The 24,692-nt window shown below is 59.6% G+C and carries 28 protein-coding genes and 2 pseudogenes; 16 read left to right on the forward strand and 14 right to left on the reverse strand.

Annotation, left to right across the window (positions count from 1 at the left end; genetic code table 11):
* The first annotated feature begins 252 nt into the window (after window positions 1-252).
* Window positions 253-705, forward strand: a complete 453-nt coding sequence (locus JN524_RS21820) for a thiol-disulfide oxidoreductase DCC family protein (RefSeq protein ID WP_202370656.1) — start codon at window positions 253-255, stop codon at window positions 703-705.
* Between the two features lie 8 nt (window positions 706-713).
* Here JN524_RS21820 and JN524_RS21825 read toward each other — a convergent pair whose 3' ends face one another.
* Both JN524_RS21825 and JN524_RS21830 read right to left on the reverse strand, forming a co-directional pair.
* Complete coding sequence (locus JN524_RS21825) at window positions 714-1,202, reverse strand: DUF2269 family protein (RefSeq protein ID WP_202370657.1); 489 nt, start codon at window positions 1,200-1,202, stop codon at window positions 714-716.
* Window positions 1,203-1,204: 2 nt separating this feature from the next.
* Window positions 1,205-2,320: a saccharopine dehydrogenase family protein gene (locus JN524_RS21830; protein ID WP_202370658.1), complete on the reverse strand. Its 1,116-nt coding sequence runs from the start codon at window positions 2,318-2,320 to the stop codon at window positions 1,205-1,207.
* A gap of 136 nt (window positions 2,321-2,456) precedes the next feature.
* Between JN524_RS21830 and JN524_RS21835 the strand changes: the two genes are divergently transcribed.
* Together JN524_RS21835 and JN524_RS21840 are read left to right on the forward strand one after the other, a co-directional pair.
* Window positions 2,457-3,491, forward strand: coding sequence for an NAD(P)/FAD-dependent oxidoreductase (locus tag JN524_RS21835; RefSeq protein ID WP_202370659.1), 1,035 nt, complete (start codon window positions 2,457-2,459; stop codon window positions 3,489-3,491).
* A gap of 115 nt (window positions 3,492-3,606) precedes the next feature.
* Window positions 3,607-4,728: an SMP-30/gluconolactonase/LRE family protein gene (locus JN524_RS21840; protein ID WP_202370660.1), complete on the forward strand. Its 1,122-nt coding sequence runs from the start codon at window positions 3,607-3,609 to the stop codon at window positions 4,726-4,728.
* Window positions 4,729-4,872: 144 nt separating this feature from the next.
* Here JN524_RS21840 and JN524_RS21845 read toward each other — a convergent pair whose 3' ends face one another.
* Window positions 4,873-5,952: an SDR family oxidoreductase gene (locus tag JN524_RS21845; RefSeq protein WP_202370661.1), complete on the reverse strand. Its 1,080-nt coding sequence runs from the start codon at window positions 5,950-5,952 to the stop codon at window positions 4,873-4,875.
* A gap of 74 nt (window positions 5,953-6,026) precedes the next feature.
* Between JN524_RS21845 and JN524_RS21850 the strand changes: the two genes are divergently transcribed.
* Together JN524_RS21850 and JN524_RS27590 are read left to right on the forward strand one after the other, a co-directional pair.
* Window positions 6,027-6,419: a MerR family transcriptional regulator gene (locus JN524_RS21850; protein WP_202370662.1), complete on the forward strand. Its 393-nt coding sequence runs from the start codon at window positions 6,027-6,029 to the stop codon at window positions 6,417-6,419.
* A gap of 43 nt (window positions 6,420-6,462) precedes the next feature.
* Window positions 6,463-6,549: pseudogene (locus tag JN524_RS27590) on the forward strand (DUF1993 family protein); the annotation flags it as partial.
* A gap of 19 nt (window positions 6,550-6,568) precedes the next feature.
* Here the strand turns inward: JN524_RS27590 and JN524_RS21860 are convergent.
* Both JN524_RS21860 and JN524_RS21865 read right to left on the reverse strand, forming a co-directional pair.
* Complete coding sequence (locus JN524_RS21860) at window positions 6,569-7,003, reverse strand: GFA family protein (RefSeq protein ID WP_139054611.1); 435 nt, start codon at window positions 7,001-7,003, stop codon at window positions 6,569-6,571.
* Window positions 7,004-7,169: 166 nt separating this feature from the next.
* Window positions 7,170-7,463 (reverse strand): hypothetical protein, encoded by a 294-nt coding sequence (locus JN524_RS21865; protein ID WP_202370663.1) that lies wholly within the window; start codon window positions 7,461-7,463, stop codon window positions 7,170-7,172.
* Between the two features lie 53 nt (window positions 7,464-7,516).
* Between JN524_RS21865 and JN524_RS21870 the strand changes: the two genes are divergently transcribed.
* Both JN524_RS21870 and JN524_RS21875 read left to right on the forward strand, forming a co-directional pair.
* A complete protein-coding gene (locus JN524_RS21870) occupies window positions 7,517-7,939 on the forward strand; it encodes an SgcJ/EcaC family oxidoreductase (RefSeq protein WP_202370664.1) in 423 nt (140 codons plus the stop codon).
* Between the two features lie 119 nt (window positions 7,940-8,058).
* The gene (locus JN524_RS21875; protein ID WP_202370665.1) at window positions 8,059-8,619 is read left to right on the forward strand and encodes a fasciclin domain-containing protein; all 561 of its coding nucleotides are present in this window, start codon (window positions 8,059-8,061) and stop codon (window positions 8,617-8,619) included.
* A 65-nt stretch (window positions 8,620-8,684) separates the two neighbouring features.
* Here JN524_RS21875 and JN524_RS21880 read toward each other — a convergent pair whose 3' ends face one another.
* Entirely contained in the window at window positions 8,685-9,917 is a 1,233-nt protein-coding gene (locus JN524_RS21880; protein WP_202370666.1) for an NADH:flavin oxidoreductase/NADH oxidase family protein, read from the reverse strand.
* Between the two features lie 350 nt (window positions 9,918-10,267).
* On the opposite strand from JN524_RS21880, the gene JN524_RS21885 reads away from it, so the two are divergent.
* The gene (locus JN524_RS21885) at window positions 10,268-11,005 is read left to right on the forward strand and encodes a type 1 glutamine amidotransferase domain-containing protein (protein ID WP_202370667.1); all 738 of its coding nucleotides are present in this window, start codon (window positions 10,268-10,270) and stop codon (window positions 11,003-11,005) included.
* Window positions 11,006-11,099: 94 nt separating this feature from the next.
* Window positions 11,100-11,234 (forward strand): annotated as a pseudogene (locus JN524_RS21890) (acetoacetate decarboxylase (ADC)); the annotation flags it as partial.
* 15 nt (window positions 11,235-11,249) lie between these two features.
* On the opposite strand, the gene JN524_RS21895 reads toward JN524_RS21890, so the two are convergent.
* Both JN524_RS21895 and JN524_RS21900 read right to left on the reverse strand, forming a co-directional pair.
* Window positions 11,250-11,729, reverse strand: a complete 480-nt coding sequence (locus JN524_RS21895) for a MerR family transcriptional regulator (protein WP_202370668.1) — start codon at window positions 11,727-11,729, stop codon at window positions 11,250-11,252.
* A 72-nt stretch (window positions 11,730-11,801) separates the two neighbouring features.
* Entirely contained in the window at window positions 11,802-12,497 is a 696-nt protein-coding gene (locus tag JN524_RS21900) for a tRNA (adenine(22)-N(1))-methyltransferase (protein WP_202370669.1), read from the reverse strand.
* Between the two features lie 221 nt (window positions 12,498-12,718).
* On the opposite strand from JN524_RS21900, the gene JN524_RS21905 reads away from it, so the two are divergent.
* Both JN524_RS21905 and JN524_RS21910 read left to right on the forward strand, forming a co-directional pair.
* Window positions 12,719-13,750 carry an alpha/beta hydrolase family protein gene (locus tag JN524_RS21905; RefSeq protein WP_098968339.1) on the forward strand — a complete coding sequence of 344 codons (1,032 nt, stop codon included), beginning with the start codon at window positions 12,719-12,721 and terminating at the stop codon, window positions 13,748-13,750.
* A gap of 114 nt (window positions 13,751-13,864) precedes the next feature.
* Window positions 13,865-14,029 carry a DUF2986 domain-containing protein gene (locus JN524_RS21910; protein WP_202370670.1) on the forward strand — a complete coding sequence of 55 codons (165 nt, stop codon included), beginning with the start codon at window positions 13,865-13,867 and terminating at the stop codon, window positions 14,027-14,029.
* On the opposite strand, the gene JN524_RS21915 is transcribed toward JN524_RS21910, so the two are convergent.
* Window positions 14,024-14,620 (reverse strand): DJ-1/PfpI family protein, encoded by a 597-nt coding sequence (locus JN524_RS21915; protein WP_202370671.1) that lies wholly within the window; start codon window positions 14,618-14,620, stop codon window positions 14,024-14,026. The two genes, JN524_RS21910 and JN524_RS21915, sit on opposite strands and share 6 nt — an antisense overlap.
* A 167-nt stretch (window positions 14,621-14,787) precedes the next feature.
* Here JN524_RS21915 and JN524_RS21920 point away from each other — a divergent pair, with 167 nt between their 5' ends.
* The 4 genes from JN524_RS21920 to JN524_RS21935 all read left to right on the forward strand — a co-directional run bounded on the left by JN524_RS21920 (window position 14,788) and on the right by JN524_RS21935 (window position 17,986).
* Window positions 14,788-15,711: a LysR family transcriptional regulator gene (locus JN524_RS21920; protein WP_202370672.1), complete on the forward strand. Its 924-nt coding sequence runs from the start codon at window positions 14,788-14,790 to the stop codon at window positions 15,709-15,711.
* A gap of 100 nt (window positions 15,712-15,811) precedes the next feature.
* A complete protein-coding gene (locus JN524_RS21925; RefSeq protein ID WP_202370673.1) occupies window positions 15,812-16,537 on the forward strand; it encodes an alpha/beta fold hydrolase in 726 nt (241 codons plus the stop codon).
* A 107-nt stretch (window positions 16,538-16,644) separates the two neighbouring features.
* Entirely contained in the window at window positions 16,645-17,079 is a 435-nt protein-coding gene (locus JN524_RS21930; protein WP_202370674.1) for a GNAT family N-acetyltransferase, read from the forward strand.
* Between the two features lie 70 nt (window positions 17,080-17,149).
* Window positions 17,150-17,986, forward strand: coding sequence for a PhzF family phenazine biosynthesis protein (locus JN524_RS21935; RefSeq protein WP_202370675.1), 837 nt, complete (start codon window positions 17,150-17,152; stop codon window positions 17,984-17,986).
* Window positions 17,987-18,052: 66 nt separating this feature from the next.
* On the opposite strand, the gene JN524_RS21940 is transcribed toward JN524_RS21935, so the two are convergent.
* The 5 genes from JN524_RS21940 to JN524_RS21960 form a co-directional block, all read right to left on the reverse strand.
* Window positions 18,053-18,631, reverse strand: coding sequence for a DUF4337 domain-containing protein (locus tag JN524_RS21940; protein ID WP_003224278.1), 579 nt, complete (start codon window positions 18,629-18,631; stop codon window positions 18,053-18,055).
* A 39-nt stretch (window positions 18,632-18,670) separates the two neighbouring features.
* Window positions 18,671-20,017, reverse strand: a complete 1,347-nt coding sequence (locus JN524_RS21945; protein ID WP_202370676.1) for an ATP-binding protein — start codon at window positions 20,015-20,017, stop codon at window positions 18,671-18,673.
* Window positions 19,993-20,658, reverse strand: coding sequence for a response regulator (locus JN524_RS21950; protein ID WP_098968331.1), 666 nt, complete (start codon window positions 20,656-20,658; stop codon window positions 19,993-19,995). Before JN524_RS21950 ends, JN524_RS21945 begins: the two co-directional genes overlap by 25 nt.
* A 98-nt stretch (window positions 20,659-20,756) precedes the next feature.
* Entirely contained in the window at window positions 20,757-21,194 is a 438-nt protein-coding gene (locus JN524_RS21955) for a hypothetical protein (RefSeq protein WP_135295568.1), read from the reverse strand.
* Between the two features lie 28 nt (window positions 21,195-21,222).
* Window positions 21,223-21,987: a COG4705 family protein gene (locus JN524_RS21960; RefSeq protein WP_202370677.1), complete on the reverse strand. Its 765-nt coding sequence runs from the start codon at window positions 21,985-21,987 to the stop codon at window positions 21,223-21,225.
* A gap of 194 nt (window positions 21,988-22,181) precedes the next feature.
* On the opposite strand from JN524_RS21960, the gene JN524_RS21965 reads away from it, so the two are divergent.
* On the forward strand, window positions 22,182-24,563 hold the full coding sequence (locus JN524_RS21965; protein ID WP_202370678.1) for a DUF3772 domain-containing protein: 2,382 nt from the start codon (window positions 22,182-22,184) through the stop codon (window positions 24,561-24,563).
* The last annotated feature ends 129 nt before the right edge of the window (window positions 24,564-24,692 follow it).

A 24,692-nucleotide genomic window follows, 5' to 3' on the forward strand; every position in this document is an offset into this window, starting at 1 on the left:
CGCTGTCGAAAACTGCTTAACTCATTGAATCTCAAGGAGTTTTCCGTTTCGACTGCGCCGGAAGTGGGGCGAATTATAGACCTCCTGAATCTGCCGTCAACCGTTAATTTCAGTTTTCTATCAATGCACCGAAAAAGCCTGCTTATATATAGACGCAACGTCAGCGGATGCGCAGCATATAGTCCATCACCTAAGACACCGCCTTCGGATGATGCCTCACAATGACAGCCCAACTTCCTGGATCTTCCCCCCATGCCCGGCTCCCGAATCCGCCCTACCCCCGCCCCCTTGCTCAATCCAGGCGAGACCGTGGTGCTGTTCGACGGCGTCTGCAAGCTATGCAACGGCTGGGCGCGTTTTCTGATTCGTCATGACAACAAGCAGCGAGTGCGCCTGGCGGCAGTGCAATCGCCAGAAGGTCAGGCCTTGCTGGCATGGGCCGGTCTCCCGGTGGACGAATTCGACACTATGGCGGTGATCCGCGACCAGCATTACTGGGTGCGCTCCGATGCGTTCTTCGAAGTGATTGCACAACTGCCGGCTCGTTGGTCGCCGGTCAGGCTTCTGCGAGTTTTCCCACGAGCACTTAGAGATTGGGCCTACGACCGCGTCGCACTGAATCGTTATCGGATCTTCGGCAAGTACGACACCTGCCTGTTACCCGACCCCGATCACGAACGACGCTTTCTCAAGTCGCCAATGTGAATGCTCAGCTACATCAACTGCAGCCACTGCCCCGGCGTCATCTTCGTCACCATCATCAAGACAATCACGAACATTCCCAGAAACCCGCAAACGCCCATCCAGAACCACTGCCGATAAACAGCCCGGTAATCAGCATCAAGCCTTGCGCCACATTGCACCGCGTCCGCCGCCATCCCCAGCAAACGTTTCTGTAGCAACAGCACCGGCAACCAAAGCGAGCCCACTATAAAGAACAGTATCAGCGACATCAGCACCCATTCCGTGGTCAAGGGCAACCCGGAAAGCCTTGTCAGCCAATAACCCGTCGCGATCTGGATGAAGCCCGCCGGCGTGGTGATCCAGGCGTCATAGCGCACGACCATCTTCGCCACATGTGCAATCACTTGCGGATTGGCCGTGCGACTGGCGGCGATCAGGTACAGATAGGAACCCATGCCGAAGCCGAAGAGGAACATCGCAGCGATGACATGCACGTACTTCACGCTCAGATAAAGCATGCTCAACGCATCCCGTCAGAGAACATCACGGACAGGCCAAGATTCTGCGGATCGTTGATCGCTGCCATGTATTCGTCGACGCTGATCTCACCAACACATGGACGAGCCCCCGGTTCGGGCAAGTAACCTCGAGCGATTTTCGCGGCCAGAGCGACGGCAGCACAACTAGGGATCTCCGGCCCCTTGTCATTCAGCGCGGTCAGTTGCGCCATCATCGACAACGGCTGGTCGTTCAAACCGACACCTCGCACATCTATATACATTGCACTTTTGCCATCACCGAAACGCTCAAACCATGTCCCCCAGCGATGCAACCGGGCCGCCCACACCCTGTGGTCACGCACCAGCCCTTTCCTCATCCCCAGTGCAAACAGATAATTGGCCACGCCGCCGAGCTTGAGGCCAGCGCCTGCCTTGAAACTCAACGTGTGCGCACCAAACCGGCTGGCAAAGATGTCCATGTCCGGCACATCAACATTGGCCAGCGCACGAGTGCCCAGGTTCTGCAGCTTGCGCAGGGTCAGGTCTTCCCAGCCCATCACCTCATGCACTTGACCATTGCGCAGTTGGCGGATCGGTTTGCCCGCATACGCCAGCACGCCCTCGATTGTCGACAACCCCGGCATTTTCGCTGACGAGGAAATGCCGTGCTCGATCGAGTCGATGCGTTTGAAGTGATGGCGCTGCTCATCGATGATCGCCGACGACAGCGTCGGCACCGAACTGCAACCACTGAGGATGACGACACCGGCCTCTCTCGCCCGTGCATCGAGTACGCCGATGCCATTGACGAACGTCCGGCAGTCCGCCAGATCGCAATAGTTGACGCCCGCCTCGATGCAGCTTTCGGCCACCGCATAGGATTGCCCCTGGAACGGGCCGCCCGTGTGAATCAACAGTTGAATATTCATTGCGCGCAGAGCAGCGGGGAAATCGGCGCCCATCGCATCACCACACCAGCTTTCGCAGCTCGCCCCCAATTCAGCGACCTTGCGCCCCAGCTTCTGCGGATCGCGCCCCGAGATAGCCAGTTCGATGCCCGGCATGTCGATCAGATGCCGACAAACGATACTGCCAAAGTTTCCATACCCGCCAACCACCAACACCCTGAGTGCCATCAACGCTTCCCTGAACAATTCAACAACTGACCCGTAACCGGATTCGGCGCAGCTTCCCTGATATCACCGGGCCAGGCAAGCCTGCGTCAAAGGACGGCGATGTAGTAACGTCAGCGCCTCGACAACGGAGGTTGATATGAGTAAACGAATCATCGTCATCGGCGCGGGAATCGTCGGCGCGTCAGTTGCGTATCATCTCGCCGCGAAAGGTGCACACGTCATAATGGTCGAGGCCGGTGAGATTGCGTCCGGTGTGACGGGCCGCTCCTTCGCCTGGATCAACACTTCGCACGGCGGACCGGATTCCATTGCGCCGTTGCGCGCAGCGGCCATCGCAGAATACCGCCGACTCGAATCCGAGCTGCCGGGGCTGAAGGTGCGCTGGACCGGTGCGCTGTCTTACGGCGACGGCCGGTTTCAAGCGCCTTCTATATATAGCGCGCAGATTCTCGAGCTTGAACCCAACCTCAAACATCCTCCAGAACGGGCGTTCTTTGCCGCCGAAGAAGGCGCGCTGGATGCCGTGCAGGCAACGCGGGCCTTGATTGCAGGTGCGCAGGCGCAAGGAGCGACTCTGCTTACCCATACGCCAGTGCTCGGTTTGCAGATTCTGGACGGTATCGTCAGCGGCGTGATCACTGCGACGGGCAAGCACGATGCCGACGTTGTCGTACTGGCAGCCGGAACCGCCACCCCGCTGTTGGTGGATCGACTGAACGTCACCCTGCCCATCGACGCCTCACCCGCAATATTCATCCGTTACAAAACCCAACCCCAACAAGTGAACACGATCATCTCCAGCCCCGAAACGGAAATCAGGCAAGACACTGACGGTACGTTGCTCGCTGCAGAAGACTATGTGGATGAGGCGCCGCTAAACAGCGCGCAAGCCATCGCACAGAGAACGGCGAAAGTCATCCAGCACGAACTGCACGGGGTGCTATCTATAGAGCCGGAACTGGCGTGCATCGGCCTCAGGCCAATGCCTGTCGATGGCATTCCAGTCATTGGCTATCTGCCGAACCTCAGCGGTGCCTATGTTTGCGTCATGCATCCGGGCGTGACACTGGCGGCAGTCGTAGGACGACTGGTGGCCGAGGAGATCGTCGGGGGAGGCTTTGCGACCGCGTTAGCGCCGTGTCGGCCGGATCGATTCCAGTCACCGGTTTGAGTGATTCACCCGCGATAAAATGCAGCGCTGGCGACGGCATGTCAGCTTGTACGATGTCCTATCACAGGGTATTAATACGTCTCCTCAACAAAAATAAAACCACGGAGATCGCTACATGGACTCATTCCTGTCCGCCAAGCCTGAAAGCCTTGATCAAGCGAAAGGCAATACTCGCCGCAGTTTCCTGAAAAAGTCGCTCGCTGTTTCCGCCACGCTCGCCACTGTCGGCAGCGCCGCACTGCCCCGCTTCTCCGATGCCGCCGAACCCTTGAGTCAACGCTACCCTGATCCACTGATTCATATCCTCGACGACAGCTTCCTTGAGCTACGCGTTTTCAACGCCAGTGTTGAAAAGCTCGCCACCGGCATGCGCTGGGCCGAAGGACCGGTGTGGGTCGGTGATGGCCGCTATCTGTTGGTCAGCGACATCCCCAATAATCGCATCATGCGCTGGGACGAAATCACCGACTCTTTCACCGTGTACCGCGAACACTCAAACTTCTCCAACGGCATGTGCCGGGATCGCCAAGGGCGTCTGATCGTTTGCGAAGGCTCCACCACCACTGGCGAAGGCCGCCGCATCACGCGCACCGAACACAATGGCACGATCACCGTGCTGGCCGACAGTTTCGACGGCAAGCCCTTCAACTCGCCCAACGACATTGTCTGCAAAAGTGATGGCTCGATCTGGTTCACCGACCCGCCATTCCAGACCGGCAATAACTACGAAGGCCACAAAGTCACCCCGACCCAACCCCACGCCGTTTACCGCATCGACGGCGAGAGCCAAAAAGTCACTCAGGTAATCGACGACCTCAACGGCCCCAACGGCCTGTGCTTTTCTCCCGATGAAAAGACCCTGTATGTCGTCGAAGGTCGCGCCAAGCCCAATCGCCTGATCTGGGCAATTGCGGTGAAAGACGACGGAACCCTGGGTGAACGCCGCAAGCACATCGAAGGCTTGGACTACGCCGCGATTGACGGCATCAAGTGCGACGAAGCGGGCAACCTGTGGTGCGGCTGGGGCGGTAATGGTGATCCCAAGGCCGACCTGGAAAAACTCGACGGCGTGCGCGTTTTCAATTTGCAGGGCAAGGCCATCGGGCACATTTCATTGCCAGAGCGCTGCCCGAACCTGTGCTTCGGCGGGCGCGAAGGCAATCGACTGTTCATGGCGAGCAGCCACTCGATCTACTCGTTGTTTGTGAATACTCGCGGGACTACGTTTGCGTTGTAAAAACGACGTTGGTCTAGCGACAGTTCCGTGAGTAGCGAACCAAGATCCTGCCGCGCATCCGAGGCTGCGCGGTGACGATCCTTGTCGCTGAATATCGTTCGATAGCATGCCGCCCTGTATCGACGGCGCCGCCCAAGGGAGAAGTCAGAGTGCCTGGCCCTTGGCTATGCAATACGCGTTGACGAACGTTGCCGTGTGCTGCAAAGCCTGACGTATATCCGGTTTGGCTATTCCATGCCTGTTGGCAAACTGCTCGACCGCCGCGGTGTTGAAACGAGTGGTCTGGATAAAGTCCAAGGCTTCGGGTTTTGTATTCAAAAACCACGCGACGGGGGGAATACTCAGTAGCCACTTCAGCAGTCGGAGTGAAATGTGATGCTTGGGGGACTTCAAGCCCAAAGGTTCAGCCACCTGTGCCAGGAGTTCTTGCAAGTTTGGCGTCTGATCATCCAGCGCCAGCAGTTCCTCGCCCACCATGGCAGGATCAAAAGCACAAACGGCCACCAGTTCGACCAGATAATCCACGGTGACCAGTGGCAGCCAGTGCTCGGCGGTACCGGGCACTGCAGTCATCTTGCCCTGCACCAGGTTGCGTATCAGCGCCACCAAAGGCTGGCCGTCAACGATATGCCCGGTGCGGCTGTGGCCACAGACCGTCGCAGGGTGAACAACGGTCATCTCACCACCCTTGGCGGACATGACCTGCAGGGTCGCAAAATGCGCCTCGAGCTTGCTTGCCTCGTAACCACCGACACGCCGGTAGACGGCGGGCCAGTTCGTCAACTCCGGCTGACGAGGATCAATGCCGATGCGTTGCAGATGTTCATGATTGTTCAGCATGTAGCCGCCGATCATCACTAAACGGCTTTTTTGCTCAGCCGCCAACAGCGCCACGCGCTTTGCTCCCTCCACATTCACCGCACGAGACTGCTCCATCGAAAGCCCCCATGCGAAGTGGGCGCCCAGGTGGAAAATGACACTGGCGCGCCTCAGCACTTCCTGATCCGCCAGACTCAACCCGAGATTGTCCTGTTCCAGATCGCCAGCTACGGCAAATACCCGTGCCGCGCACCCGCCCAAATTATCAACTTGCTCGCGCAACGCAGCCAGCCGCTCCGGGCGACGCATCAATACCCGAAGGGTGTGACCTTTTGCACTCAGGCTCGCCAGCAAATGTTGACCGATGAAGCCGGTTCCCCCCGTGACAAAGCACTCCACGCTCATGTCCCTGCTCCTTGTTGAAGGTGAGAAATCAAGCGTAAAGTATCGACCCAACTCTACAGTCAAGCGGTGTTTTCATGAAAATCGGCGAACTCGAGGCTCGCAGCGGCGCCAGCCGTCATACGTTGCGTTACTACGAGCAGATCGGCCTGATCTCACCGCTGCGGCAAACCAACAATTATCGTGTCTACACCGAGCAAACCCTGCAGGATCTGGACTTTATCCAGCGCGCGCAAAGCATGGGATTTTCCTTGGGGGAAATAGGCGAGATTCTGGATGCGCAGCGCAACAAGCTGATCGACTGTGCTGACGGCGCGAAGCTGATTGAAAAGAAGATGGCCGAAATCAAACAGAAAATTGCCAACCTCCAAAGCATCCATCGGTATCTGGATGTAGAGCGTGCGGCCCTCGAAGCGAGTGCTGCCAGGCAACTTGAGCTTCAACAGTTGTGCGACGCTGCCAATCATTGAACCTACGGCAAATGCCGTGGGGAGGCTCCTGCGCAAAGTGTGCTGTGCCTACAACATCCTGCGCCACATTGGTGTGCCGCTGGGCAAGGCGGATTATGTGCAGCACATGTTTGCGTATCTAAGGAAGTAATTGCAGCGCGAGCTTCGGATCAATCAGGATTGAGCCGGAGTTTTTGCAGAAGAAACGCCAGTGACTCCACCGCCCCGTGATAACTCCGCGTTGAACGCTGCGTATCCCATGACATGGCATCGTCCACACAGAAATCGCCAACGCATTCCATGCTCAGATCCTCATCGAGCAGTCCGAGCGGAATCCACACGTAAGGCGATTCGCGAAGCGGGTTGGGCACGGTCGAGCCGCATTGTGCGCAGAAGTCGTTTCTGTAGCCGCTGGGTTTGACCCAACTGTTAATCAAGTCCTGCCCTGCATCCCAGCGAAAGTCCCGAGCGTTGACCAGAGTGGCGAGGTTGAACCCGACACCGGTTTGCTTGCGACACAATGAGCAGTGGCAGCGATAGAAAAAGCGCGGTTCCACTGAGAGGGAAAAGCGTACTGCCGCGCAAAGACACTGCCCTGTTGTCATGGGGATCTCCTTGGAAAAACGATTGATCAGGCGCTGGCGTCAGGTTTAGAAACAAGCGCGCCGGCAGAACCTCAGGTTACAGACAGAATGTATTGCGCCAAGCGTTGACAGAGATTTGAATGGAATCGTCTATCGAGATGGCGATCCCTCCTTTTGCGCTCAAAGCCTAAATCAGCTTTTCGACCAAAACCGTGTCCGCCTCGATAGACATATCGCCAAAATCGCCCTCGAGAGATAGAACGTTTTCAACAAAGCTGATCCCTTCCAGCTCTCCGAGGACGCGAGAATTTTGAATGTGCAGAGCACCGAGATTGATGGGCAACTCTGCGCCATCGATATTCCACGCCGTCAGTTTGCATCGGCAGCCGTCCTTCAGGCTGACGACCATTTCGAAACAGCGATGTGCCTGATCCAACGTGAACGATAAAACGTCGCTACTTTCGAGCGCTTGTACATCCATACTGAGCTTCTTATGTTTAAAAGCGCATTCTAACGATCTGCGAGGCCCCGGCCATGACTCAGATAAAAAAACCCGAAGACGCTCCAGGCGCATTCCAGGCAGTCTGGAACGCTCACGACATGGCGGCACTCGGAGCTCTGTTCGATCCGCAAGCGACGTTCGTCAATCGTTTCGGCCACTTCGTTCGGGGCGTCGAGCAGATCGTTGCGCTGCACGCGCCCATTCACCAGACAATCTATCGTGACTCCACTCTTGAGAATGAACTGATCGATATCGACCCTGTTGCTGACGGGGTGGCGATCATTCATTTCTGGAGTCGTTTGTCGGCCGGTGCTGCGCATCCGGCCGGAGCGCATGTGGTGGATACGCTGATTCTCGCGGTGCTGATCTGGCAGAACGAGGCTTGGCGCATCAGAGCGCTGGAGAATGTGACCCTGACCAACCCGCGCACAGGTGAAGCCACCCTGCGTGATTAGCGGTAATCCGTTTCAGCGCACCGCAAAAGGTTTTTCGCTGCATGCTGCATCCGTTTCACTCCCTGCTCCGTATATTCAACACCCTCATTCGAAGGGTCGAAGAACCAAGGAGACGCACCATGCACATGCTCATCAAACGCCTTGCTGTCGCTTGCTTCACCCTGCTCTGCCTCGGAGCCGGATCCAGCTTTGCCGCCGATACCGTGATGGTTGGCGGCGCGGCCATGTATCCGACCAAGACCATTGTCGAGAATGCAGTCAACTCCAAGGATCACACGACCCTGGTCGCTGCGGTCAAGGCCGCCGGGCTGGTGGATACGCTCAACAGCAAGGGACCGTTCACGGTCTTCGCCCCCACCAACGAAGCCTTCGCAAAACTGCCCGCCGGCACGGTCGATACATTGGTCAAGCCTGAACACAAGGCCGATCTGACGAAGATCCTGACTTACCACGTCGTCGCCGGCACTCACACGGCTAAACAGTTGATGGACGACGCCAAAATGCACGGCGGCAAAGTGATGCTGAAAACCGTCCAGGGCGAATCGCTGACCGTGATATTGCACGACGGCAAGCTGTGGGTGCAGGACGCCAAAGGCGGCAAGGCGGCCATTACCATCGCGGACGTCATGCAATCCAATGGCGTGATTCATGTGGTCGATACGGTGCTGATGCCGAATTGACTGGCTGAGGTTGGCGGGCTCTCGTCAGAGCGTCCGCCAACGTCACGATTGAAATGCCTTGCGACTCACACCGAACGCTTTTCCACCCAGCGCCGATATTGCCGGGTGCGAAACGCCATGGCGATCTGCTGCAAAATCAGCGCGCGTAACGGTGACACACCCGGATCAGGCTTTTTCGCCCGACTGAGTTTACCCAGCTGAAACTTCACCACCGCCATGTTCGCCAAGGCCGCAATGGCCTTGTTTTTCCAGGTGATCGGCGGCAATTGCGGGGCGTTGTCCTTGCCCTGCAGCCAGTCACGCGGCAGGTACGGATCGATGGCCAACGCGGTACCGATGCCGACCATGTCCACACCACTGTGCACGACGCTTTCGGCAACCGGACGACGGCGGATGCCGCCGGTGACCATCACTGGCATTTTGGCAACGGTCTGCAGGTCCCGGGCAAATTCGACGAAATAGGCCTCGCGAGCCAGGGTTCGACCATCGCGCGCCTCACCTTGCATGGCCGGAACTTCGTAGCTGCCACCGGACAGTTCCACCAGATCCACGCCCAGATCGTTGAGCAGCTCAACGACCTTTTTCGCGTCGTCAGCGGTGAATCCGCCGCGCTGGAAATCGGCGGAATTGAGTTTGACCCCTACGGCAAACTCTGCAGAAACCACGGCTCTGACTGCCTTGACGATCTCGACCAACAACCGCGCACGATTGTGCAGAGAGCCGCCCCACTCGTCCGTCCTTTGATTGGTCAGTGGCGAGAGAAACTGGCTCAACAGATAGCCATGAGCGGCGTGGATTTCCACACCAGTGAAGCCGGCCTGTTCACCCAGGCGTGCGGTATTCGCAAAACGCTGGATGACGTCCTTGATTACAGTGGTGGTCATGGCGTGGGGCGTGGCGAAACGCTTGGACAGCTTGCCCAGCTCCAGCGGCACCGCTGACGGCGCCCAGGTTTTCTGCCCGAGGTTGGACTGCATCTGGCGCCCCGGATGATTGATCTGCAACCAGAACTGCGCACCGGCAGAACGGCCGATCCGCGCCCAGCGCTTGAACTTGTCGAGTTGCTGATCATCCTGCAGCACCACGCCGCCCGGCCCGGTCATGGCGCGGCCGTCAACCATCACGTTGCCGGTGATAATCAGCCCGGCACCACCGTCGGCCCATGCCTGATACAGACGCATCAGTTCTGCAGAGGGCGCCTGGTCGGCGTCCGCCATGTTTTCTTCCATGGCGGCTTTGGCGATGCGGTTCTTGATGGTTGAACCGTTGGGTAAGGTCAGGGCGTCGAACACATTCATGGGGCAGTCCTCAACTGGAGATGAGGCCACCATAAGGTTGAAGTCAACTTTAAGGTCAATGACTTTTTTCAAGGTCATTCAATGTTGATTTCGCTGACTGATGCGTTGCTCCTGAGGAGATTGCCAAGCAGCGTTATTGCCTTGCCCAATCAGCTTCAGACGCTAGCGTTAAAGTCAGGTTGGGGGTCAAGCGAAAGTCCGATGGCATCAGCACAAATTATTCGCAGCAGCGGGGTTGACCTTAAAGCGAGGTTTAAGGTGAGCATGCTCCGACCTGCTTGCTCGATGGAGCCCGGAAGATGCTCAAGACCCTTGTTTCCTCTGCCCTGTTATTGATAGGTGGTGCTTTCATGACGTTTGCAAATGCTGAGTCGGCGGCTATCAAGGATCGCCAGATCCTGGTGATCATGACCAATCACGCCAGTTATCCCTCTCGAAACGATACCACCGGGTTGTGGCTGACCGAGCTGACCCACTTCACCGATGTGGTGGAAGCCGCCGGCTACACCACCGTGTTTGCCAGCCCCAAGGGTGGCGCGGTGCCTCTGGACGAACGCAGTCTGGGCTGGTTGTACATGGACAAGGCTGCGCGGGAGCATTTGCAGTCCCCTGCGTTCCGCGCGCGCCTGGCCAATACGCTGCCGATCGCCGAGGTCGATCCGTCCCGCTTCGGCGTCATCTACTTCACCGGGGGCCATGGCGTCATGTGGGACTTTCCCGACAACCCTGACCTACGCCGTGTCGCCGAAACCATCTACAACCAGGGCGGCATCGTGTCGGCCGTGTGCCATGGCGTAGCGGGTCTACTGGATCTGAAGGACAGCCAAGGCCAATTGATCATCAAGAACCGAAACATCACCGGTTTCTCTGACCGCGAAGAGCTGCTCTCGGGCATGAAAAATCAGGTGCCATTCTTTCTTGAGGACCGCTTGGTGAGCCAGGGCGCGCACTACCGCAAGGGCTGGCTGCCGTTCACTTCGTTTGCCATTACCGATGGAAGACTAGTGACCGGCCAGAACCCTCAATCGCCCAAGGCCGTGGCTGAAGCCGTGATGGCGGTGCTCGCTGGCGACCACACAGCTCGCTGAACCTTCAAGTAGCTCCTACCCGGAGAAAGACCGATTGAAACTCGCCAGCACCGTATTGACAGGATTGCTGTTCAGCTCAATGGTCAACCATGCGTTGGCCGATGGCAGCCTGTCGAATTACTTGCGCGACTTGAAACTGGGGAGAATGCTCAAGTACGAATATGTCCCTGAGTTCCAGAGTGCGCTCTATGCGCCAAATCCGCTTGCCACGCTGGTTGGCAATCGCTGAAGGCTGTAACGCCCGTCAGACTCTGGATGCCTGACGGGCGTTTGCTTTTCTTGCCGCAACTGCTGGCTGCTTGTCGGGCGCAGAAGCCACGCCTTCTTCGCACAGCCGTTGGATCAGCCTCTGCGCATTGTCCGCACACGCCATCCCCGCAGGTTTGCCTTCGATCCCTTTGATGACCAGCAGCAGTTGTTCCTTGTTCTGCGCCAGCCGTTGCTGCAGCACCTCGATTTCTTCGACCTTTTGCTTCAAGCCACTGAGCAACTGGTCATGCTGCCAACCGCTGGCATTCATCGGCATCAACTGACGGATTTCCTCCAGGGAGAAACCTGCCGCCTGCGCGCCGGTGATGATATGCAACACCCACTGTGTGTCGGGGGCGTAATCGCGATAGCCATTGGCTTTGCGCGCGACCGAAGTGATCAACCCGCTCGCTTCGTAGAAGCGGATACGCGATGGCGCCAGTCCGCTGATTTTTGCCAGTTCACCAATTCTCATGTCCGACTCCGCAGCACGTTAACCTTGAAGCTGACTTTAAACCTGAAGGAGTGCAAGAGCCAACACGACAGATCACGCCAACAACTCAGTCATCCACTGCACCTGTCGCGCAACCTCTTCCAGCTTCTCCTCGGGCACAGCCTGGCGCGCCTGTTTGAAACTGTTCAGGGTTTTCTGTTTCTGCCGTAACGAGCGCTGCCACTTGGCGAGGAATGCCGGGCTGCGTGCTTGCATCAGCAATGGGCCGAAGTACAACTGTTCAGCGCTGTAACTCAGCGGTGCGCCGCGCTCGGCGACGATGATTTCGTAGAAGAAACGGTTTTCCTGCAGCACTTCCTCGTCGAGGATGCGGTAGCCGTTGTCCATCAGCCATTGGCGTAAGGGTTGCTCGCCGCCGTTGGGTTGCAGGATCAGCCGTTCGTGCCCGCGCAGGAGCGCCTTGCCGCTGTCGAGAATGTCGCGAATCGTCTCGCCGCCCATGCCGCAGAGGCTGATCGCGGTAATCCCGTCGTCCGGCTCGATCGCCGCCAGGCCACTGGCCAGGCGCACGCTGATGTGCTGCTGCAGATCGTTGTCGCGCACCGTGCGCACCGCGGCATGGAACGGCGTCAGCGCCACCTCGCCGGCCACCGCCGCAACGATGGCGCCACGTCGCATCAGGGCCACCGGCAGATAGCCGTGATCCGAGCCGATATCCGCCAAGCGCGCGCCGGCCGGTACATGCGCCGCCACCCGCTCCAGACGCATGGACAATGTGTGTTCGTTCAACTGCCGCCCTCTTCCCCAGCCATCGCCGGCGCTGCTGGCCGGACAAGGGGCGCGACTCTAGCGGGCAATGGTGGGTATTTCAAATCCGGACGGGCGCGGTCTAGTCCGGATTCGGCCTGTCACTGCACAGTCGAGGCATCCACTATCTTCTTTGCAACCGGTCTACTAACCTGCGCGCAGCGGTATCTCAAAACAACAAATGCACTCATGGAAGATCAACCTTGAAAACAGCTCTCGGCGCCCTGCTTCTGCTTGGCCTGTCCACCAGCGCACTCGCGGACTCGCACCCCATCGGCTTCCACCGCACAACCCTGGCGGATCCGCAGCGGCCGCTGGAAATGGTCGTCTGGTACCCGGCGACAACCCATGCAACCGCGCAAGTGATTGACGACAGTCCGGTGTTCGTCAGTGCCTCTGCGGTGCGCGATGCGCCGCCGACCGCCGGCGAGCATCCGCTGGTGGTGCTGTCCCATGGTTACCGGGGCAACTGGAGCAATCAGATGTGGCTGGCCAGTGCGCTGGCCGATCAGGGTTACATCGTCGCGGCAGTCAATCATCCCGGCAGCACCACCCACGACCGCAGTCCGCAAGCGGCGGCGCAGCTGTGGCAGCGGCCGGTCGATCTGCGGCGGGCCATCGAAGCCGTTGTGGCGCAGCCGGGAAAATTTGGCGCGGTGGCGCCGCAGCGGATTGCCGTCGTCGGGCATTCGCTTGGTGGCTGGACGGCTCTGGAAATCGCCGGTGCACGCTTCGACCCCGAGCGTTTTGCCGAGGACTGCAAGGCCCATGCGCAGCTCGCCAGTTGCAACGTCTATAAGCAAATGAACCCCGCCAGCACCGCGCAAGGCAAAGCCGACCTGGCGGCCGACCGGCGTTACAAACCAGTCAGCGCCATCGTTTCGCTGGACCTGGGCCTGTCACGCGGCATGACCGACGCAAGCCTCGCGGCGTTGCCAGTACCGACGCTGGTGATCGCCGCCGGCGCACCTTCCGAAGACCTGCCGGCGCAACTGGAATCCGCCGATCTGGCCAAACGCCTGCCAGCGGCTACCACACGTTATGTCGAGATCAACGACGCCACTCACTTCAGCTTCACGTCGATCTGCAAACCGGGCGCGATCGAGATGCTCGAGGAAGACGCACCGGGCGATGGCGTCATTTGCCAGGATCGCGACAATGCGCGCCCGCGTGAAGTGATCCAGCAGCAGGTGGTAGCGCTGATCAGCGATTTTCTGGCGGCGTCGAAGCCATGATCCGGGCAGCCGTTTGATCCTGCATCGCTGCAACAGACTCGCCAAATCACTCCGAGCCGGTTCTAATGCGCGCTTGATGGGCATATGCCCGGCTCCCCTTCACCGAGTAGAAACATGAACCGCCAAAAGAAACTGCAGCAGTTGTTCAAGGAAAAGGCCAAAAAGGCCAGCGCCAAACTCGCGCCGAAAAAGCCCAAGTACATCAGCAAGGCCGACCGCGCGAAACTGGCTGCTGAAGCGGCGGCAGAACCGGTTGAGAGCAGCGAAAACGCTTTATAAAAACGCCGAAATGTTGCTCATTGCCCGTGTGATGTAGAGTTCTTTCTCGCCAACCGGTGCCACGTAGTGAAGCGCGCTGCGTGCAGCCTCCAGACCGGCAAGGCGGGCAATGAACCAGGCCGCTAGGTACTGCGAAGACAAGCACCCGCCTGCGGTGGCGACGTTGCCATTGGCTACGAACGGTCGGTTGAGCACGGCAACGCCAGCCTCTTCCACCCAGGGTTTGCTGATCAGATCCGTACAGGCCGGTACTTCGTTCAACAGGCCGAGCTTCGCCAGAATCAACGTGCCGGAGCACTGGGCACCCAGCAACTGGCGAGCCGGATCAAGCTGCAGACGCGACATCAATTCGGCATTCGCCACCACGTCCCGAGTCATCCGCCCGCTTCCCACCAATACCGCGTCCGCGTCGCACGCCTCCTCCAGTGACGCCTGTGCCTCAATCACCAGGCCATTCATCGAGCGCACCTTGTCCGTGGGACTGGCGACAGACACGCGCCAACCGGGCTGCGGGATCCGGTTGAGAATGCTGAGCGCAATCAGCGAATCCAGCTCGTTGAAACCTTCAAAGGTCAGGATGGCGATGTGCATGATGAGCCTCGAATTTGATGGACAATGCGCCATCGTAAGAGCGGCGAATCAAGACAATCAAACAATTGTCATAGCTACATTTTCAGCTGTAGCCGAGGGGCGCTGTAGCTTTCAGCCAACGCCTGTAGGACAGTTACCTGCATCGAATGGTGAAAAGGCAATACCCCATGAAGCCGCTGGATCTGACGCGTTTCGACCTCAATCTTCTGGTGGTGCTTGAGGCGCTTTGGGCGGAGAGGCACGTCGGTCGTGCGGCGCAGCGCCTGCATCTGTCGCAGTCGGCCACCAGCCATGCCCTGTCGCGTTTGCGCACGGCGTTTGATGATCAGTTGTTCATTCGCAACCCTCGCGGCATGGCACCGACGCCGCTGGCCATCGAGCTGATGCCCAGAGTGGCGGCGGTGCTCGAATCGGTGCGGCTGGTCGCCAGCCCACGGGGCCCGTTCGATCCAGCGCGTCTGCAGGCGACACTGCTGATAGCGGCCACCGATCACGCCGTGCTGACCGTCATCGCCCCGGCGCTGGCGAAAATTCAGGTTGCGGCGCCGGAGGTGGTGCTGAAACTCGGGCCGGTGGATGGCGAGTCGGCGATGCGCCAACTGGACGCCGGCGAGATCGACCTGGTGTTGGGTTCGGGTTCGTTTGCGCAAGTGCCGCAACGCTTTGATTGCCAGCTCGCGCACAAGGAGCGATTCGTCGGCATCGCCCGCAAAGGGCACCCGGCATTGGTCAAGCGCGGCAAACATTTGCATATGGAACTGGATGACTTCACGCGTCTGCCGCACGTTCTGATTTCGCCCCGGGGCGACGCGCGGGGCGCTGTCGATGACGCGCTAGAACAGCTCGGTCGCAGCCGCAAGGTCAGCGTCACCTGCCCGAGTTTTCTCGCAGTGCCATTCATGGTTGGCGCATCGGAATCGATTGCCGTGGTCGCCGAACGCATCGCTTTACAGCTGCAGGAGACAGCACAGCTGAGCATTTTTGAATTGCCTTTGCCGCTGCCGACCTGGGAGGTCTTCGTCGTCCGCGCACGCGGGCGCGCCAACGAGCCTGCGGTTGAATGGTTGACCAGAATGCTGATCGACGACTGATGATCGATCTCGTGCATCGAGAGGCTGCACCAATGCCATTGGATAGCGCGCCTCGGTACTCCTAGAGTGCGGACATCCGTTCAACACTCCTGGAATTCTCATGCAAACCGAGCCCACGCTGGTCATGGTTCCCTGCTTCGCCGGTGCGCCGTGGCAGCTCAACCAACTCACCAACTTGCAGCACCGCGCCATGCGTACTTTGCGCTTACCGGACGACGTCGCTGATCTGGAAAAACTCGCCAACTTCATCATTGATCAGGTGCAGGACCTCGAAAGCTACGTGCTGGTGGGAGACTCCTACGGTGCGGTCGCCTCGATCGCGGTTGCAACACGCCAGCCCAAAGGCCTCAAGGGCCTGGTGCTGTCCGGCGGTTTCGCCAAAAGCCCGATCACCTCGCCCCTGCTGAAAACGCTGGCCGCGCTGGCGCCGTTTTTCCCCGGGCCATTTTATCGACAGACCACCCTGCGCTTCCACGCCGCGCAACTGGCTTCGTCGTTCGACAAGGAAGGCGAAATCCCTTGGTCAACCGCCAACAGCCGCGCCTTCTTCATCAAGCAAACCCCACACAAGGCCTACGTCAACCGCGTGCGCTCGATCGAGAAAATCGACTACACCGCCCTGCTGCCAAAGATCGACGTGCCGACGCTGATCCTTACGCCCGAGGAAGACAAGCTGATCGGCAAAGAGGCTGCAGGGATTCTGCTGAATGGCATAAAAGGCGCGCAGGAAGTCGTCATGCCGAGGACCGGGCATATGTTCAGGTTTTCGCATCCGGGGGCATATTCGCTGGAGGTCAGGAAGTTTCTGCAGCGGGTGGCGCTTTGAGTGTATTTGGGCCAGTCAGATGCTGCGGGCCATATCATTCCGAATTGCCGTTTATTGTTGCAGCCGCTAGCCTCAGCAAAAGTCAAAAGCACAAATCAGAGACCCGCATGACGCTACGCCCCGCCACCGATGGTGACCAGACAGCCCTCTTCGACTTGCATCGAGCAGTCTTCCGCGAACACATCGAAAAAATATGGGGCTGGGATGAGAGTTGGCAACGCGCAAATTTCGCGGTGGAATTCGCATGCACAGCCACTTCGGTTATTGAACAAGACGGCCGGATTGTTGGCTATGTGCAAATACTCGACAAGGAAGATCGAATCCATATTCAGAACATCGCTATTTCGCCCGAATACCAAGGCAAGGGCAGTGGCTCGCAGATTCTGAAGAACCTCCAACTGGAAGCCGCTGCCCGCAAGGTGCCGTTGCAGTTGGGCGCTTTTCGCACGAACACTCTGGCGCAGAAGCTCTATGAACGACTGGGCTTTCGCCAGACTGGCACGACGGACACGCATATCGAAATGTCGTGGACAGGCACCTGACGGTCAGCAGCCTTGCCCCGAATCCATCCGCATACGAGACCTTCCCTGATTCAACCTATAAGGACATTCAATGCCACGCGCTCTGCAATTCGAACAAGTCGATGTATTCGCCGATCACCCCTACGAAGGCAATGCACTGGCAGTGGTGGTGAATGCCGATGAGCTGACAACCGAGCAGATGCAAGCGTTTGCCCGCTGGACGCAACTCAGTGAAACCACTTTTCTGCTGAAGCCCGAAACGCCGGGAGCGCATTACCGCGTACGCATTTTTACACCGCTGCGAGAACTGCCCTTCGCTGGCCACCCCACCCTGGGCAGCTGCAAAGTGTGGCTGGCCCACAACGACAACCCTGAGCATGTCGAGATTATTCAGGAGTGCTCGGCAGGTTTGATTCGGGTACGCAAGCAAGGCCCGCAACTGACCTTCTCCGCGCCACCGCTGGTGCGCAGCGGACCGCTGGAGGCAGTGACACTAGGCCTGATCGAACAAGGACTCGGCCTCGCCACCGGGCAGATCCGCGCGAGCCAATGGGTAGACAACGGCCCGGGTTGGGCGGGCGTGTTGCTGGCGAGTCGCGAAGAAGTGCTGGCGATCAAGCCTGATTACGCGGCGCTGCAGGGGCTGAATGTCGGCGTTATTGCGCCGTGGTCGGGGTCTGAAGCTGAAACGGATGTGGAAGTCAGAGCCTTCATCGGCGAGGAATGCACCGAGGACGCCGTCACTGGCAGCCTCAATGCAAGCCTGGGTCAGTGGCTGATCGGCGCGGGCATCCTCAGCGAGCGCTACACCGTCAGCCAGGGCACCACCATGGGCCGCCGCGGCCGACTGCACATCGAAAGCGTTGACGGCACCGTCTGGGTGGGCGGAGCCGTTCAGCACTGCATTTCCGGCCGGGTGGTCTTTTGATGAACCATGGAATCCGGGGTGATTAATCCCGCGATAACCGCTGCCCCGTGCCGGAGTCCAAGGCGCTCAAATATGCAGCCAGGCCAGCGATCCCAGCATGACGCCGACACCGGCGGCGCCAAACGAGACGCGCCGCAGCCATTCCTTGCGCGTCAGCAAGGTAATGGCCGCCAGTGAAATGGCGATTTGAATCGCCGTCATGGCCTGGGCCCAGCGGTGATGCTGGTGCAGCACCTGCTCAGATTTTTCCTCCCACTCGCGCGCCTGCTGCTCAAGCACTTCGGCTTTCTTGCGCGCCTCCTCTTTCTGCTCCCCGTAGCGTCGCGCCTCGGCCGCATAGTGGGCGGAATCCAGCCCCGGCAGATGACTGGCCAGATCCGACAGGTTCTGCCGGCTGGACTTGGCCTGATAGTAGTTCCATTCGTTGGCGGCTTCGGTCTTCTGGATAGCGGCGTTATTTTTGTCCATGGCCGCCTCACTTTCCGTCGAACCGGCCTGATAACTCATCAGGGCGCCGACGGTCGCCATGATCGCCGTCATCACCGCAATCTTGCTGGCGAAGCGATCGCCTTGTGCATGGGCATGATGGGTGGTGTGCTCGATGTGTTGCTCGTGGGGGCTTGGGACTTCGAACTCTTCAGGCATGGCTGTCGAACTTGGGTGGGTGATGGGAAATGGGCGGCATTATGAGGACAACCACAGCGAAACACGCAAGCCACACCGCCCCACTTCATCGACAAAACTCAAACCCACCCGAATCCCCGTGCGCTCGGCGATCGCCCTGACAATCGAAAGCCCCAACCCGGACCCGGCCTCGCCGGTCCCCAGGCTGCGGTAAAACGGATCGAACACCAGCGCCTGTTCTTCGGCGCGGATGCCCGGCCCCGAGTCCTTGATTTCGATGCGCGCGCCCTGCTCCGTCCGTTCGACGCTGAGGTCGACTCGTCCGCCCGCCGGGGTATAGCGGATGGCGTTATCCACCAGGTTCTTGATCAGGATGATCAGATCCAGTTCGCTGATGACGACCTGCACATCCTCGACGCTCTCCACGCCGATATCGATGGCTTTGTTCTCTGCCAGTGGCAGCAGGTCTTCCAGCACTCGGCGGAACACTGCATGCACCGACACGGCGGCCTCGGCACGTTGCGCGATTGATTGTGCGGCGGCCAGAGCGAGCAATTGCTCGATCAGCTTGCGACTGCGCTCGATCCCCTGAGCCAGCGGCAGAAAGTTCTGCCGGGTGTCAGCCGACATGGGCGTAGCGGCCAATCGCTCAGCCTGCAGCGACAGCGCCGTCATCGGCGAGCGCAGTTCATGGGCGGCATCGGCGATAAACCGTCGTTGCGCCTCCATCGCCTGCGCAACGCGGCGCAGCAATCGATTGATCGCCACGACGAAGGGCCGGATTTCGCTCGGCAAGTGCTGTTCATCAATCGCATGCAGGGCCTGTTGGTCGCGCTGATCGATTTCCGCCGAGAGCGTCGCGATCGGGCGAAACAGCTTGCGCACCAGATCCCCCACCACCAACAGCAGCACCGGAAACAGAATCAGAAATGGCAGCAGGCTGCGCCAGGCGCTTTCCCGGGCTTCCTTGTCGCGCACATCGGCTTCCTGCGCGACCGCAATGCGTTCGCCTGCCGAGGTGGTTCTGACCAGCACACGATAGTGTTCACCGGCGATATTCAGCGTCGCCAGACCATCGGCCAGGGTCAGGGGAAAGGGCAACGGAATGCTCGCGTCATCAGTGCCGACGGCTTTGCTGCTGTCGGCCAGGTATTGCACGGTGATCCGCGAGTCTTCGTCATCGCCAACGACCTGCCCGGCAGCGGGATAACCCAGGGTCATGTGCTGCCGATCGAACAGCAGCGCCACCTGACGCAGACTTTCGTCCTGCATTTCGTGCGCTTCGTCGAGTGCCGAGATGAACGCGAATGCACCGGCGAGCAAGGCGACGATGAGAATCGCCAGTGACAGCGTGATGGATAGCCGTGACTGCACCGAGTCGCTCAAACGCCTTTTGAAACCATCCATCCCATCCCCCTGACATTCCTGATGACATGGTTGCCCAGTTTGCGCCGCAGCGAATGGATCAAAAACTCTACCGCGTTGCTTTCCACTTCGTTGCCCCAGCCGTAAATCCGGTCCTCAAGTTCGCTGCGCGAGAGAATCGCACCCGGGCGGATCAACAGCGCCTGCAACAGCGCAAACTCGCGACTGGAAAGCTGCACATCGGCGACTTGCGCGGTGGAGGCCTGTTTCGAAATCAGGTTCAACGACACCTCGCCGTTATCCAGCAACGATTGGGCGTTACCGCCGCGACGGCGCAATACCGCGCGCATCCGTGCCAGCAACTCGGCCATGGCGAACGGTTTGAGCAGGAAGTCATCCGCGCCGCCATCGAGGCCGCGCAGCCGGTCATCGAGGCCATCGCGGGCGGTGATAATCAGCAGCGGCACGGGGTTGTTGCGCGCGCGAATGGCATCCAGCACATCGAGCCCGTCCTTGCCGGGCAGGCCGAGATCCAGCAACACCAGATCGTAGGTCTGGGTGTCCAGCGCCGCCAGCGCGGTGAGGCCGTTTTTCACCCAGTCGGTGGCGTAGCTCGCTTCCTTGAGCGCCGCCTCGATGGCTTCGCCAATCATCAGGTCATCTTCGACCAGCAGAATCCGCATGCAGCGCTCCGACAGAAAAAGGCGCGACGGTCATTGCCATCGCGCCTGTATTGAAGCACTTGAACCGACGTTTGTCCGCCGCCGGTTCAGCGCTGCGATCACTGCTTGCCGTTCATCGAATCGAAGGCCTTGAGCAGATCATCCATGGCCGCCTTGCAGTCAGCCTGCTTCGGCGAGCTGGCGCGCAGGGCATCCAGCGCGCGGTCAATGGCCTTGTCCAGTACATGCCAGTCGGCAGCGGCACGCGGCTTGATGCCGGCTTCGGCAGAGTCCCAGGAGGTCTCCAGATCCTTGATCCGGGTCTTGGCGCCGAGCAGGTCGTTTTTCTCGACCAGCGTGCTGACGTCAGCGGCGATGTTGCGGAACTCGCTCAGGTCACCCAGCTTCGAGCCCGATTGCGGCGGCGCGCTCAAAGAGCTGGTCGGCGTGCCGGCAGCGGGCTTGTCGGCGGGTTTCGAGCAGCCGGCGAGGCTACCGAGCAGTACCAGAGACGAGATGATCGCGACGTGGCGAAAAGCCGTTTTGAAGGCGTGCATATTGATTCCTTGATGGGTATCCAAACGTTTATTGAGTGAGGGTTTTGCGATTGCCAAGGCTGATCTGCGCGACCGCCACCAGCAGCACGATGACGCTGAGGAAGATCGCACTGGTCCAGGCGGCACCCATGCCCAGGCCACCGTAGGTCTTGGCCTGAGTCAGCAAGTCACCGAGAGAGGCGCCGAACGGACGGGTGAGGATGTAGGCGATCCAGAAGGTCAGCACCACGTTGGCCCCCATCCGCCAGGCCAACAGCGTCGCCGAGATCAGCGCGCCGAATATCACTGCACCGACGGTGAAGCCCAACCCCAACGCTTCGGTTGCCAGGTCCCCGGCGGCAGTGCCCAGGGCAAAGGTGCAGAGCACAGTGGACCAGTAAAAAAGCTCGCGCCGCGGCGTGTTGATTTCGCGGATCGACAGGTTGTCCTCCATCGTGAACCAGATCAGGAAGTTAACGGCCAGCAACACCGAGAACACCGCAGTGCTGACGTACAGGCTGATGTCGAGCATGTCGGTCATGATGTCGGTGATCTGCGTGCCGACGATGCTCACCAGCACCACGGTCAACCAGTAGATCCAGGGCGTATACGCGGTTTTACGCATTTGAAAGAACAGCGCGCACCCGAGTAACAGCGCCATGCCGATGCTGGTCCAGCCAGCACCGAAACCGGCATCCACCGCAAGGAAGTCGGCGCCGGTTTCCCCCACGGTCGTCGAGAGAATCTTGATCACCCAGAAGGCCAGTGTCACTTCGGGGACTTTGTTAAGCCATCCGGCTTTTGCGGGATTCATGTGCGGGTCGCCTCTCCTGTCCAGCGCTGAATTTGCGCAGGGGGGAAGATACGAGCCAATACTTAGCTGAGACTGAGGGCGTACACGGCACGGCCGGCTCACTGGCCCGCCCTGCTCGCCTGAAATTTTCCGCCGTGCCCGGTTCGATCACCTAACCTCATAGATTGTGTGATCAACGAGAACCGGCCCCTCTCATGCGCAACACATTGAAGTCATTGTTTTTTGTCGCGCTGACCGTGCTTGTTCCCGGCGGTTCGGCGTCGTGGGCGGCGGATTTGCCGGCGCCTTCGGCGACCACTGCGGCGCCGCTGGTGGAGGTTTCGCAAAGTGATCTGCAAGCCCTGCAACTGCGCCTCGACGGGCTGAAGCAGCAGATTTCCGCCGCCAACAACTACAACCAGCTCGAAGGCCCGCAAGACCGGGTGCAAACGTTCATTCTGGACATCGATCGGTTGTCGGCTTCTCTGTTGCCGCAGCAGGCACAACTGGCGGTGCAACTGGGGGTGCTCGGCGCGGCGCCGGATACGCAGATTGCCGCCGAACAGGCGGAAATCGCCGCGCAACGGGCGCAGCTCAACGAGCAGAAAAACAAGGTCGACGCCACGCTCAAAAGCCTTGCCGCGCTCAAACAAAGCGCGGCTGATCTGATCACGCAAATCGCCGGCATCCGCCGCACACTGCTCGAAAGCGAACTGACGCTGCGCACCGACAGCATCCTGAGTCCGGACTTCTGGTCGCCATTGGTGTCGCCAGAGCCGGATGATCGTCAGCGCCTGAATTTTTTCATCAATCAGGTGAAACTCACCTGGGCCACGGTCTGGGCGCCCGGCCAGCGCTTTTTCACCTGTGTGCTGGTGCTGCTGGCGCTGGCTTTCTGGACGCTCGGCCGCCGACTCGCCGAGCGTGGCCTGACCTGGGTTTGCATCCACCGCATGCCGGAGGGGCGCCTGCGCCGCAGCGCGCTGGCATTCGCCTCGGCGCTGGCGACCCTTGGCACCACGGCCATCGCCCTGCATCTTCTGTTCTATGCCTGCACCCGCCACGAACCACTGACGCCCATGCTGCAGACTTTTTCCGAGGAGTTTGAAAAAGCCGTTTACGCCTGCGTCCTGATCACCGCGCTGAGCCGCGCGCTGCTGTCGACTCAGCATCCTTCATGGCGGCTGCCGGCGATAGCCGACTCGGTGGCGCTGGCGTTGCGGCCCTATCCAAGGATTCTCGCTGCCACTCTGCTGGTGCTGGTAACGCTGGTGCAGGTCAGCAACGCCACCGGCATGAGCAGCCAGATCGTGATCGCCCAGCGTGGGGTGATTGCCATCGTGGTGATCGTGATTCTGGTGCCGCTGCTGTTGCGCGTCGGCAGAGTGCGCAAAGCGTTGCTCACCGCCAATGAACCGGAGGCCGGCAGCACGTTTGCCGGGGCGATCTACAGCATTGCCACGGTGTGCATGTGCATATCGGCGCTGGCCTTGCTCACCGGCTACGTGTCGCTGGCCCGCTTCGTCACCTATGAGTTGGTCTGGGCCTATATCGTGCTGGCCGGGTTCTATTTGCTGGTGCAGGTGGTCAAGGACGCCTGCGAATACCTGTTCTCGCCGCGCTACTCGGCCGGCAAGACCATCAAGCAGACCCTGGGCATGGGCGACCGGCGGCTGGAGCAGGTTTCGATCGTGCTGTCCGGTGCCAGCCGTGCCGGGCTGTTGCTGCTGGCGGTGATCACCCTGTTCGTCGGCGGCATCGGCACCACGTTCGGGCAACTGACCACCAATGTCATGGGCATTCTCGGTGGCGCCGGGTTGCGCAAGCTGAACATCGTTCCGGCGCATCTGATCAATGCCGTTCTGGCGCTGCTGATCGGCATCTACCTGATCCGCGCTTTGCGCCGTTGGCTCGACAACGAATTCCTGCCCAAGACCGATATGGATCCGGGCATGTGCGCGTCGTTGAGCACGCTGTTTTCCAACATCGGTTATGCCACGGTCATCCTCCTGACGCTGTCGTCGCTGGGCGTGCGCTGGACCAATCTGGCGTGGATCGTCAGTGCGCTGTCGGTGGGGATCGGTTTCGGCTTGCAGGAGATCGTCAAGAACTTCGTCTCCGGGCTGATCCTGCTCACCGAGCGCCCGGTGAAGGTCGGCGACCTGATCAGCATCAGCGGCGTCGAAGGCGATATCCGCCGAATCAACGTGCGCGCCACGGAAATCCAGCTCAGCGACCGCTCGATCGTCATCGTGCCCAACTCGCAACTGATCTCGCAGAACCTGCGCAACGTCACCCTCGGCGGCAGCGCCCAGGGGGTGGCGAGCCTGGAGCTGATGTTCCCGCTGGACATCGACCCGGAACAGGTCAAGGAACTGCTGCTGAACACCTACCGCGAAAACGAAAACATCCTCGACAAACCAGCGTCGTACGTGCGCTTCAGCAAACTCTCGCCCGATGGCATCACCCTCACCGTGACGGGCTACGTCGGCAGCCCACGGATCGTCGGCGGGACCAAGAGTGATTTGCTGTTCGAAATTCTCAAGCGGTTGGGGGATGCGGGGATTGCGCTGGCGAAACCAGCGTCGAGCCCGTGACCCCTACAGGGTTTTGCGGTGTACACGGACTTGGTTACTGGCCGAGATTACTGTGGGAGCTGGCTTGCCAGCGATGGCGGTGGGTCAGTCTGCAAGGGTGGTGGCTGACACGGCCCCATCGCTGGCAAG

Origin of the sequence: Pseudomonas sp. MWU318, assembly GCF_016756945.1 — a bacterium.
In the GTDB taxonomy this organism is placed as follows: Bacteria; Pseudomonadota; Gammaproteobacteria; order Pseudomonadales; family Pseudomonadaceae; genus Aquipseudomonas; species Aquipseudomonas putida_A.

Bases quoted from the DNA above. Each gene is read 5' to 3' on its own strand.
- JN524_RS21885 (WP_202370667.1), top strand. From the start codon at position 10,268: ATGACGTTTGCAAATGCTGAGTCGGCGGCTATCAAGGATCGCCAGATC.
- JN524_RS21835 (WP_202370659.1), top strand. From the start codon at position 2,457: ATGAGTAAACGAATCATCGTCATCGGCGCGGGAATCGTCGGCGCGTCA.
- JN524_RS21915 (WP_202370671.1), bottom strand. From the start codon at position 14,620: ATGCACATCGCCATCCTGACCTTTGAAGGTTTCAACGAGCTGGATTCG.
- JN524_RS21875 (WP_202370665.1), top strand. From the start codon at position 8,059: ATGCACATGCTCATCAAACGCCTTGCTGTCGCTTGCTTCACCCTGCTC.
- JN524_RS21925 (WP_202370673.1), top strand. From the start codon at position 15,812: ATGCAAACCGAGCCCACGCTGGTCATGGTTCCCTGCTTCGCCGGTGCG.
- JN524_RS21945 (WP_202370676.1), bottom strand. From the start codon at position 20,017: ATGGATGGTTTCAAAAGGCGTTTGAGCGACTCGGTGCAGTCACGGCTA.
- JN524_RS21960 (WP_202370677.1), bottom strand. From the start codon at position 21,987: ATGAATCCCGCAAAAGCCGGATGGCTTAACAAAGTCCCCGAAGTGACA.
- JN524_RS21955 (WP_135295568.1), bottom strand. From the start codon at position 21,194: ATGCACGCCTTCAAAACGGCTTTTCGCCACGTCGCGATCATCTCGTCT.
- JN524_RS21830 (WP_202370658.1), bottom strand. From the start codon at position 2,320: ATGGCACTCAGGGTGTTGGTGGTTGGCGGGTATGGAAACTTTGGCAGT.
- JN524_RS21860 (WP_139054611.1), bottom strand. From the start codon at position 7,003: ATGACAACAGGGCAGTGTCTTTGCGCGGCAGTACGCTTTTCCCTCTCA.
- JN524_RS21870 (WP_202370664.1), top strand. From the start codon at position 7,517: ATGACTCAGATAAAAAAACCCGAAGACGCTCCAGGCGCATTCCAGGCA.
- JN524_RS21880 (WP_202370666.1), bottom strand. From the start codon at position 9,917: ATGAATGTGTTCGACGCCCTGACCTTACCCAACGGTTCAACCATCAAG.
- JN524_RS21840 (WP_202370660.1), top strand. From the start codon at position 3,607: ATGGACTCATTCCTGTCCGCCAAGCCTGAAAGCCTTGATCAAGCGAAA.
- JN524_RS21845 (WP_202370661.1), bottom strand. From the start codon at position 5,952: ATGAGCGTGGAGTGCTTTGTCACGGGGGGAACCGGCTTCATCGGTCAA.
- JN524_RS21940 (WP_003224278.1), bottom strand. From the start codon at position 18,631: ATGCCTGAAGAGTTCGAAGTCCCAAGCCCCCACGAGCAACACATCGAG.
- JN524_RS21825 (WP_202370657.1), bottom strand. From the start codon at position 1,202: ATGCTTTATCTGAGCGTGAAGTACGTGCATGTCATCGCTGCGATGTTC.
- JN524_RS21850 (WP_202370662.1), top strand. From the start codon at position 6,027: ATGAAAATCGGCGAACTCGAGGCTCGCAGCGGCGCCAGCCGTCATACG.
- JN524_RS21895 (WP_202370668.1), bottom strand. From the start codon at position 11,729: ATGAGAATTGGTGAACTGGCAAAAATCAGCGGACTGGCGCCATCGCGT.
- JN524_RS21950 (WP_098968331.1), bottom strand. From the start codon at position 20,658: ATGCGGATTCTGCTGGTCGAAGATGACCTGATGATTGGCGAAGCCATC.
- JN524_RS21910 (WP_202370670.1), top strand. From the start codon at position 13,865: ATGAACCGCCAAAAGAAACTGCAGCAGTTGTTCAAGGAAAAGGCCAAA.
- JN524_RS21935 (WP_202370675.1), top strand. From the start codon at position 17,150: ATGCCACGCGCTCTGCAATTCGAACAAGTCGATGTATTCGCCGATCAC.
- JN524_RS21820 (WP_202370656.1), top strand. From the start codon at position 253: ATGCCCGGCTCCCGAATCCGCCCTACCCCCGCCCCCTTGCTCAATCCA.
- JN524_RS21930 (WP_202370674.1), top strand. From the start codon at position 16,645: ATGACGCTACGCCCCGCCACCGATGGTGACCAGACAGCCCTCTTCGAC.
- JN524_RS21965 (WP_202370678.1), top strand. From the start codon at position 22,182: ATGCGCAACACATTGAAGTCATTGTTTTTTGTCGCGCTGACCGTGCTT.
- JN524_RS21865 (WP_202370663.1), bottom strand. From the start codon at position 7,463: ATGGATGTACAAGCGCTCGAAAGTAGCGACGTTTTATCGTTCACGTTG.
- JN524_RS21920 (WP_202370672.1), top strand. From the start codon at position 14,788: ATGAAGCCGCTGGATCTGACGCGTTTCGACCTCAATCTTCTGGTGGTG.